The sequence below is a fragment of the Pedobacter sp. genome, assembly GCF_045628745.1.
Taxonomy (GTDB): domain Bacteria; phylum Bacteroidota; class Bacteroidia; order Sphingobacteriales; family Sphingobacteriaceae; genus Pedobacter.
Window position 1 is genome coordinate 1 of record NZ_JAZQPU010000117.1, and the last position, 7,317, is coordinate 7,317.

General features: G+C 36.9%; 9 protein-coding genes and 1 pseudogene. 8 read left to right on the top strand and 2 right to left on the bottom strand.

Annotated elements, in window-relative coordinates; genetic code table 11:
* Positions 1 to 487 precede the first annotated feature (487 nt).
* The 3 genes from ACR2F7_RS05020 (at position 488) to ACR2F7_RS05030 (ending at position 2,066) form a co-directional block, all read left to right on the top strand.
* The gene (locus ACR2F7_RS05020; protein WP_432712495.1) at positions 488 to 1,129 is read left to right on the top strand and encodes a hypothetical protein; all 642 of its coding nucleotides are present in this window, start codon (positions 488 to 490) and stop codon (positions 1,127 to 1,129) included.
* Positions 1,116 to 1,691, top strand: coding sequence for a hypothetical protein (locus ACR2F7_RS05025; RefSeq protein ID WP_432712496.1), 576 nt, complete (start codon positions 1,116 to 1,118; stop codon positions 1,689 to 1,691). The genes ACR2F7_RS05020 and ACR2F7_RS05025 overlap by 14 nt, the downstream gene beginning before the upstream one ends.
* A 168-nt stretch (positions 1,692 to 1,859) precedes the next feature.
* Positions 1,860 to 2,066 carry a hypothetical protein gene (locus ACR2F7_RS05030; protein WP_432712497.1) on the top strand — a complete coding sequence of 69 codons (207 nt, stop codon included), beginning with the start codon at positions 1,860 to 1,862 and terminating at the stop codon, positions 2,064 to 2,066.
* Here ACR2F7_RS05030 and ACR2F7_RS05035 read toward each other — a convergent pair whose 3' ends face one another.
* Both ACR2F7_RS05035 and ACR2F7_RS05040 read right to left on the bottom strand, forming a co-directional pair.
* Complete coding sequence (locus tag ACR2F7_RS05035; protein WP_432712498.1) at positions 2,067 to 3,233, bottom strand: glycosyltransferase family 2 protein; 1,167 nt, start codon at positions 3,231 to 3,233, stop codon at positions 2,067 to 2,069. It lies immediately after the preceding gene.
* 4 nt (positions 3,234 to 3,237) lie between these two features.
* Positions 3,238 to 4,152 carry a glycosyltransferase family 2 protein gene (locus ACR2F7_RS05040; protein WP_432712499.1) on the bottom strand — a complete coding sequence of 305 codons (915 nt, stop codon included), beginning with the start codon at positions 4,150 to 4,152 and terminating at the stop codon, positions 3,238 to 3,240.
* A 39-nt stretch (positions 4,153 to 4,191) separates the two neighbouring features.
* Here ACR2F7_RS05040 and ACR2F7_RS05045 point away from each other — a divergent pair, with 39 nt between their 5' ends.
* From ACR2F7_RS05045 to ACR2F7_RS05065, 5 genes and pseudogenes are all read left to right on the top strand, one after another.
* Positions 4,192 to 4,734, top strand: coding sequence for a hypothetical protein (locus ACR2F7_RS05045; RefSeq protein ID WP_432712500.1), 543 nt, complete (start codon positions 4,192 to 4,194; stop codon positions 4,732 to 4,734).
* Complete coding sequence (locus ACR2F7_RS05050; RefSeq protein WP_432712501.1) at positions 4,727 to 5,869, top strand: SpoIIE family protein phosphatase; 1,143 nt, start codon at positions 4,727 to 4,729, stop codon at positions 5,867 to 5,869. Before ACR2F7_RS05045 ends, ACR2F7_RS05050 begins: the two co-directional genes overlap by 8 nt.
* On the top strand, positions 5,856 to 6,191 hold the full coding sequence (locus ACR2F7_RS05055; protein WP_432712502.1) for an STAS domain-containing protein: 336 nt from the start codon (positions 5,856 to 5,858) through the stop codon (positions 6,189 to 6,191). Before ACR2F7_RS05050 ends, ACR2F7_RS05055 begins: the two co-directional genes overlap by 14 nt.
* A 13-nt stretch (positions 6,192 to 6,204) precedes the next feature.
* Positions 6,205 to 6,714: an ATP-binding protein gene (locus tag ACR2F7_RS05060; protein WP_432712503.1), complete on the top strand. Its 510-nt coding sequence runs from the start codon at positions 6,205 to 6,207 to the stop codon at positions 6,712 to 6,714.
* A 171-nt stretch (positions 6,715 to 6,885) separates the two neighbouring features.
* Positions 6,886 to 7,317: pseudogene (locus tag ACR2F7_RS05065) on the top strand (hypothetical protein); the annotation flags it as partial.

The following is a 7,317-nucleotide window of genomic DNA, read 5'->3' on the forward strand; positions in this document are numbered from 1 at the left end:
TAAATTTGAGCAGGGAAGCCTGGAACAAAGTTATAAACTATCAGAACTTGACCTCACCGGAGGAGGTGCAAATGAAATCTTTGCCATGCTCGATGAAGAGTTTATCGCAACGGTTGTAGCACGATTTAAAACCATGAGAACAGACTTCTCAGCGGCCTACAAGAGACAACAGTAAAGGTGTATTTGAATTATATAAATGGCTGTAGAACAATAATATATACACATAAACAAAATTATATTCTGTATATTTACACCTAAAAGCACAGTAAATAAACAGTCAAGTAAATAATTAGTTAAAATTAGTTTACACAACTACCTGATAAACAATTATTTAATTTTCCTGCGATATTTTATATGGCACTATCAAATAGCCAAATTTAATATTGTTTTGACAATTAAAGCTCGAATTCAAACTTTATGACCATAACCATGTTTTATAAAACAAGCAAGCAATTCAGGCCTTGTGGGTACATAAAATAAACGCTATATGAAAAACAAACCGTACTACCTCAACCTGTTTTTAGTCCTATTTTTCCTTCAAATTTCAAGCGTAACAAAAGCGCAATATGAGCGTCCCGACAAGCTGTATTCTTCCAGTGGAATTGGATTTTCAATTCCCGTTGGCGAGACTAGTGAATACCTCGAGCCGAAGTTTTCCACCACTCTAGGTATTAACCTTGGCCTGGGAAATGACGGTCTTTTTCTGTACCCAAAACTAAGTCTGCATGCTTATAAATACCAGCAACAAACGTTAGAAGCTGGCTTTGGAACATTGGTAAACAATGGAAGGGTAACCACCTATTTATTGAACCTTGCCTTGGGGTATAGAAAGATAGTCGGCAAGTTCGGGTTCTATGGTTTTGTAGGTGGTGGCGGTGGCTTTATTTTAACGCCCGAAGTACAACTTTCCCCCTCAAATGCGATAGCTACTTTTAACAATAAAACCAACACCATGACTATGTTAGAAACAGGCCTTGGCGCAGAGTATAGTTTTGGTAAAGTTTCTGTATTTTTGGAGGGCTCATTCATGCGGGGATTTAATAAAATTCAGGACCGACGTTTTCAATCTTTCCCATTATCTATAGGCATCAAACCCAACTTAAGTTCAGTTTTAAATGGTAAAAAATAAATACATCTATCTGCTTTCTTTGCTACTTACCCTGGTAGTAGCCTGTGGAACTAAAGAAAATATTCAAAGAGATTTAGTGGTTACCACCAGTGCCATCGCATTTGATATCCCCATCAGTAGCGATATTACAGATACACTAGCACTGGCGACCTTAAAAACGCCCACAGATTTAAACCAGGTGATCAGCGAAGGGGCTCCAGGCTTTACTTTAGCAGACTTAAAGTCCATTCGTGTTTCTGGCTTCGCCATTGAAATACCAGGGCAGGAAGAAGTAGAAGCCGGTGAAGAAGAAGACCTTACCAATACATTGAAAGCCTTTGAAAGCATTAAACTGAAAGTTCAGAAAACCGACAACAAATTGATAGAGCTAGGCGTAATCAACAACAGCGCTATGCAAGCCAGTGATGCCATTTCACTCCCTATAGCCAGAATGGAAGAGGTTAATCAGGAAATAAATGCAGGCACATTGACCTATGTCATCTCCGGATTAAGGAGAACACCGACAACAAAATTGATCAAGGCACAATGTTATATCCAGTACAAGTTGACACTAGGCATGTAATTTATTCAATAGAAATTAGTACATTTGCATCAAAACGGAATAAAAATTAAACTGTTTTCACCTGGTTTGATCCGTTGCATCTCGCGAATAGCCTATCACTCAAGTGCATCTCATTTGATGGGCAGAAAAAAAACCAGGAACAGTTATTTCTCACTTAAATAATATAATATGGCAAAATCGCAGGCAACCTTCATGAAGAAACAGTTGGAAAAGAATAGACAGAAGAAAAAAGAAGATAAATTACAGCGCAAGCAAGAACGCCAACAAAACCCTAACGATGGTTCATTGGAAAGCATGATGGCTTACGTTAATGAATTCGGTGAGATTGTTTCCACTCCACCAGAAAAGCCAACAACTCCAAGCGATAAGAAATAATTACTTTCTTATCGCTTTCTCCCATATTACCGACTGACCGCCGAAGAAAAACCTTAACAGGCCAGCCATTACGGCATAATTCATTACGCAAAAGTAATAAGGAATAAATAGGACTTTTACCCTCAGCTTTTTAGACTCCATTACTTTCCCCAAGTAAGCTGAAAGATAAAATACAATTTGTGCAGTAAGCAACACGAGATAAAGATTACTTAACTCCAAGCACACAAATACTATATTAAGCACAAATACCAGGATCATCAAAAATGGAGTGATGGTCCACCTTAATACCCTGTGGCTAATGTATTGAAATGATAATACAGGGTACTTCAAAGGAAAAAGCAAAGATTTTAACCATATTACAGATTGTATGCCACCGGCAGCAATACGTATTTTACGTTTCAGCTCTTCTGTAATATTTGCCGATGAGCTTTCCAGCGCATACGCATCTGGCTCATAAACAATCACAAAACCTTTTTCTGCAATGCGCATGGAGATCATAAAGTCATCCAGCACACTATTAACCGGTACAGGTTCATAGAGGCGACGACGGATACTAAATAATTCACCTGCGGCCCCTACAACAGAATACAGTTCAGAGTCCCATGCTTTTAACTTAGACTCGTATTTCCAATAAAAGCCCTCTCCTGCCGTTGCATCTGCATTTTCTTCTACCATCACCCTTTTTTCCCCAGCAATGGCCCCTACCTTTTCATCTGCATAATGCCTACACAAGTTAACCAGTGCATCTTCATTTAAAAAAGTATTTGCGTCAGTGAAAACAATAAGGTCTGTGGTAATTTCTTCTATTGCACGATGTACAGCTGCTATTTTGCCTTTTCGTGCAGGAGAATGTAAAAGTTTGATTTGAGGATATCGGGAAACAATTTCAGGACTCGCATCTGTAGAACCATCGGTTACAAATACAAAAGACAAACGATCCGCCGGATAACGAAGTGCAAGAGTATTTGCTATTTTATCAGTTAAAAAATCCTCTTCATTATAAGCCGCCACCACTAATGTGCAGGTTGGCAATTCTTCAAAGGCATATTGTTTTCTTTGTGCAGGATAAAAGATTCTTTTGAGCTTTACCAGGATCAGTAAGAGTATACCATAGCCAAAAAAGGTGTAAAAGATCAGGAAAAGGGAAATCCAGAAGATGATGATCATATATTTATTTTAAAGAATAGCCTAAGTTTTTACTGTGAACAGCATTGGTTAAATTCCATGTAATGGCCTCAAAAAGAACCTTTATAAAAGAAGAATCCTTTTCCCTGATGTACTTCAAACAATTTCGGGGCGTTACAAACAGCAAAAAGTAAGCATAAAAGAAGCTGCGTTGAAAAAATCCAGCATTTCTTCTGATGAACAAAATGCGGTTGCGGTTCATAAAGTAAGCCTTTAAGGGGCTGTTTTTACCTACAGCTAAAGATTCCTTATGAAAAATAGTAGCCTGAGTATTGACCCAAATGTAAAAACCAGCCTCCCTTATTCTTTCACACCAGTCCATTTCTTCGTAATACAGAAAGAAATTTTCTGCCATGGCGCCAGCTTTTTCAAGTGCAGCCCTGGAAATCATCATGGCAGCACCATGAACAAATCCTGTAGAAGCCACTATGTCATCATACTGACCTTTATCTTTTTCAAACTGGCCAATACATTGGTTACGACAGGTATAATAATTCATTGGTGTAAAGCCTGCATATTGAATTACATCAGGCTCGTCAAAATACATTATTTTTGGAGAGATAATGCCAACTTCAGGATGCTCTTGTAGTGAACCGACCAAGGTTTCAATTAATCTGGGCGTAAACTCAGTATCATTATTAACCAGAAAAAGAAAATCTCCTGTAGCCTTTGCAATTCCCAGGTTATTTCCCCCCGCAAAACCAAGGTTTTTTTCAGACCTGATATAAATTACATCCTTCATGCAGGCCTTAAAATCGGCTTCCTTATTTTCGACGCTGCCATTATCAACCAAAATTATTTCTAAATTAGCATGAACATCATTCAATTTAATGGATTTCAGTAAGTCTAATGTTGCTTGAGGCTGATTGTAATTTACAGTTATAATAGAAACTAGCGACATTATGTTAGATTTGTATGCATAGCGATCAAATATATTAACTTGGCGAATAAAAGTAAACTGGCAGAATCTTTACAAAAGATTAAGCAACTCGAAAACAAAGATGAAGAAATAAATCAGAAGTTAAGTGAGTTAATGAACTTGCTTGAAGATAGTGCTATTGATTCAGACAACATTAAGCTTTTACAGACCCGAATTAACCGCGAACTTGACGAGAGAATGAGCAGCAAATCGCTGATTAAAGAACTGCAGGAAGTTTCCGAAGCTGATATTGACAAGCTGGAACAGTTAAACCAGCTTGAATTCTTGTTGATAAATAATCACTTAGACTCAAAACAAAAACATAAATTTACTATATCTGAAAAAATAATTCGATTCATTAAAATATTTATAGGTTTTTTATTTGTTACTTTAGGTTTTGCAATGATTATCATGCCCGCACCTCCCTATTTTGAGATGTTCACGATATTCTATTTCAACCCAAATGACGGCGTTACTTTAATGGACTTAATTTCGTTGATTATTGTAGCGGTAGGCATATATATTATTGTAAAATCAATTACAAAACCAAGTACCCATGAATAAAACCGTTTTACTGGTTGATGACGATCTTTTTCAATTAAAGCTGTATGAGAAGCTTTTGAGTAATAATGGCTACCTGTGTCGCATTGCGCTTTCTGTGGATGAGGCCGAGGTAATTCTTAAAAACTTCGACATTCCTGATTTGATTATTTCTGACTATGAGATGCCTGATAAAAACGGTTTTGAATTCAGAAAACGTCTACTTAAAAACGACTTGTTAAAAAATGTCCCGTTTTTATTTCTGACCTCAGTTAACGATGAACATTTTATACAACAGGGACTGGATTTAAAAGCTATAGATTATATGGCTAAGGATGTGCCACCAATGCGTATCCTTTCAAAGATCAACAACCTGATGCTTGCCGTGCGCGAACATTATGAAAGGTCTTTAAGCGAAGTAAAAGGAATTGCAGAAAAGCTAAATCTCAGGAATACCCCAAAGGAAGCGCCAATTTTGAATAACTTTAGCATTCACTATTATAACCAGAGTTACCAGGAACAACCCGGAGGAGATTTTATTGATTTCATTAAGATTAATGACAGGTATACCTTTGTTATCCTTGGCGATGTGATGGGCAAAAAATGGGGTGCGTGGTTTTTTTCTTTCAGCTATTTAAGCTACGTACGCTCGGCGATTCGTTTATGTGTTTTCGACGGCGAATTTTCCTTACCTACGATCTTGCAAAAATTAAACAGGGTGGTACATGCGGATGAGTTTCTGAGTGATATTTTCTCCACCCTCAGCATTGTTTTGCTAGACGATGAAAGTTGCAAGATCACTTATTCCGGTGCTGGCGATTTGCCCCTGCTGAAATACGAAAAAGATAAGGAAGATTTAATATCTTACCAGTCGGAAGGCATATTATTAGGCTTCTCAGAAGAAGGCACCTATAATGAAATTGCTGTAACAATAGAAAAAGAAGAAGAGCTGTACCTCATCACTGATGGAATTATAGATTTTGAATTAGATGGCGTAAAGAGGTCAGACATGAACTTGCTTAAACAAAAGCTTCATCAGCTTAAAGAACAGCATGAGCCAACAGAAAACATAGTAAACCAATTATTTAATAAACATACCTCCCAGGTAGATGATTGCAGTATCATCATCATTAAAAGAAAAGTCAATGAAGCTAAGTAAAGAAATCATCAATGAAGTTTTAGTCATCGTTATTGAAAACAAAGAAGCAAACCTCTCTAAATCAGAAGCCTTTAAAGAGCTGGTGTTTGAGGAAATTGAAAATGGCACAAAAAACATGGTCATCTCTTTTAAAAATGTAGAATACTTAGACAGCTCCTTTTTAGGTGCCTTGGTTGCCATTTTGAAAAAACTATTACCCTTGAAAGGCAAATTGGTCATTACGGATCTTAATGACGATATTTTCAACCTATTCGAGCTGACTCGTTTAGACAAGATCTTTATCTTACAGCCTAGTTTAGCCCTCTCTCTTGAGAAGTTTTAATAACGAGCAAGCTATGGTAAAAATTGGCCTTAAAATACCGAATGATCCTGATGACATTCATAGCTATACGCTAGAAGTATTAGCGGAACTCTCCAAACATGTTGCATTGACTTCAAAAATGCAGCGCAAAATTAAATTAATCGTGATGGAGCTGGTTACCAATTCCATTAAACATTCTACAGACCCAGATGCACTGATCAGGCTGACTATTGATCATCCCCGCCTAACGATAGAGAAAATAGATATTGGTTTACAAATACGCTTTACAGGTAAAGAGCAGCTGCCTTTCCAAGTCGCAGATAAAAATATCAATGTGAGCTTCGCTGAGAATAAAAGTCATGATATCGAAATTATTGACCAGTACAGATTTAAGTTTGTAGATAATTTTAAGGAGGACATGAATGTAGAAAATTTGCCAGAGCATTTTGGCTTGTATATTATTACCATGGCATCAGATGGGTTTGAATATCAGCATAATCCAGAGTTGTTGGAGAATTCGTTTATTGTAAATTTGAAGTTGTAATAAACGCCAAAAAGGATTTTCCCCGTCATGGGGAAAATTATCCCCACCCCTAATTGATTTAAAATTTCCAACTATCCATTTTTACCATTTAAGCAGCAAACAACACTTATTTCCTTTTTTATAAAATGCGGTATAAAGATTGACTACTGCTGTACTATTATTATATATTGTATGAAAACAAAATTACTCTTTACTTTTCTTTGCTTATGCGTTATGTTTAGTTCCTGCAAAAAGAATGCAGGTGACGATGCTATCGCTAATCAAAATATCAATACATTAACTATTCCAGGCGACTTTAAATGGACTACAGCTAGAGATATCAATTTTTCTATTGCTGTACATGATGCTCGGTTTGATAACGCAATTCATGTGATTGAGGCCTATATCGGTAATCCTGCATCTGGAGGCACCATTATAGCTAAAGGTTCTGCTACCCTTCTTAATGCCTTTAAATTCAAAGCCGAAATACCAGCTACAGTTAATGAAATTTATGTGATTAAATCTGCTCCAGATGGGACAGCCATAACAGAGAAAATAGCATTAAATTCAACCAACATATCAATTTCTTTTGGTCAGACAAGCATTACACAAGCACAATCAAGT

What these genes read in the sequence shown, in the direction of transcription:
- ACR2F7_RS05035 (WP_432712498.1), bottom strand. Translation starts at nt 3,233, where the DNA reads ATGATCATCATCTTCTGGATTTCCCTTTTCCTGATCTTTTACACCTTT.
- ACR2F7_RS05050 (WP_432712501.1), top strand. Translation starts at nt 4,727, where the DNA reads ATGAATAAAACCGTTTTACTGGTTGATGACGATCTTTTTCAATTAAAG.
- ACR2F7_RS05055 (WP_432712502.1), top strand. Translation starts at nt 5,856, where the DNA reads ATGAAGCTAAGTAAAGAAATCATCAATGAAGTTTTAGTCATCGTTATT.
- ACR2F7_RS05030 (WP_432712497.1), top strand. Translation starts at nt 1,860, where the DNA reads ATGGCAAAATCGCAGGCAACCTTCATGAAGAAACAGTTGGAAAAGAAT.
- ACR2F7_RS05060 (WP_432712503.1), top strand. Translation starts at nt 6,205, where the DNA reads ATGGTAAAAATTGGCCTTAAAATACCGAATGATCCTGATGACATTCAT.
- ACR2F7_RS05020 (WP_432712495.1), top strand. Translation starts at nt 488, where the DNA reads ATGAAAAACAAACCGTACTACCTCAACCTGTTTTTAGTCCTATTTTTC.
- ACR2F7_RS05040 (WP_432712499.1), bottom strand. Translation starts at nt 4,152, where the DNA reads ATGTCGCTAGTTTCTATTATAACTGTAAATTACAATCAGCCTCAAGCA.
- ACR2F7_RS05025 (WP_432712496.1), top strand. Translation starts at nt 1,116, where the DNA reads ATGGTAAAAAATAAATACATCTATCTGCTTTCTTTGCTACTTACCCTG.